We start from the raw sequence: 1,232 nt of genomic DNA on the forward strand, positions 1-1,232 counted from the left end.
TGAATAGCCCCGGGTTTCGTAGACATCTCTTTGCCTTAAACTGAGGCCAATTAGGAGGTGCCATGAGCAACCCGCGTTACCCCGAAGAATTCAAAATCCAAGCGGTCAATCAAGTGACCGAAAAGAAGCTTCCTGTCGCTGATGTAGCGGCCCGTCTCGGCGTGTCGACCCATAGCCTCTATGCCTGGATAAAGCGCTACAGCAAACCTCAAGAAGAACGGCAGCAGGACGATGATCAGCACGCTGAACTGCGTCGTTTGAGAGCCGAGCTAAAGCGCGTCACTGAAGAACGAGACATCTTAAAAAAGGCCGCCGCGTACTTTGCCAAGGAGTGCGGGTGAAGTACGCCTTTATCAAGCAGCGAGCCGGCGACTATTCCATTCGACGGCTTTGCCTGACGCTGAAAGTCCATCCCAGTGGCTATTACGCTTGGTTGTCTGAGCCGCAATCTGCACGCGCCAAAGACGACCAACGATTGCTGGGTTTGATCAAGCATTCGTGGCTGGAGAGCGGCGGCGTTTATGGCTATCGCAAAATCCATGACGACCTGCGCGAGGTCGGTGAGGATTGTGGTCGGAATCGTGTGGCAAGGCTGATGCGTCTTGAAGGTCTGCGCTCTCAGACAGGGTATCGACGCCGCCCTGGCAAGTACGGCGGTAAGCCAGCGGTCGCCTCTCCCAATTTGCTGAAGCGCCAGTTCGATGTCGCTGAACCAAACAAAGTTTGGGTCACCGACATCACCTATATTCGCACCTATGAAGGCTGGCTGTATTTGGCGGTGGTACTGGATCTGTTTTCTCGTCAGGTTGTTGGCTGGTCAATGAAGTCGCAGATGACCAGTGATTTGGCCATTGATGCGCTATTGATGGCGGTTTGGAGGCGAAAACCGAAACAGGAGGTGATGGTTCACTCCGACCAGGGCAGCCAGTACAACAGCTCCGATTGGCGCAGCTTTTTGAAGGCGAACAATTTGGTTGCCAGCATGAGCCGTCGAGGTAACTGTCATGACAACGCCGTAGCCGAGAGCTTTTTCCAGCTTCTGAAGCGGGAACGGATTAAGCGAAAAATCTACACCACACGGCAAGATGCTCGTAGCGATGTGTTCGATTACATCGAGATGTTCTACAACGCAAAACGCCGCCATGGTTTCAACAATCGGCTGTCACCGGTAGAGTTTGAAAAGCGTTACGCAATGAGCTTGCAAGGTGTCTAGAGAATCCGGGGCTATTCAC

General features: G+C 53.2%; 1 protein-coding gene. It reads left to right on the forward strand.

Features of this window, described 5'->3' with window-relative positions:
* The first annotated feature begins 62 nt into the window (after positions 1–62).
* Positions 63–1,213 (forward strand): IS3 family transposase gene (locus tag AWM69_RS22635; RefSeq protein ID WP_218728593.1). Its coding sequence is split into 2 segments (ribosomal slippage): positions 63–297 and positions 297–1,213, totalling 1,152 coding nucleotides; the frame shifts between segments, so codons are not numbered across the junction.
* Positions 1,214–1,232: the final 19 nt, after the last annotated feature.

The sequence above is a fragment of the Pseudomonas sp. D1HM genome (assembly GCF_019266105.1).
GTDB lineage: Bacteria > Pseudomonadota > Gammaproteobacteria > Pseudomonadales > Pseudomonadaceae > Aquipseudomonas > Aquipseudomonas taetrolens.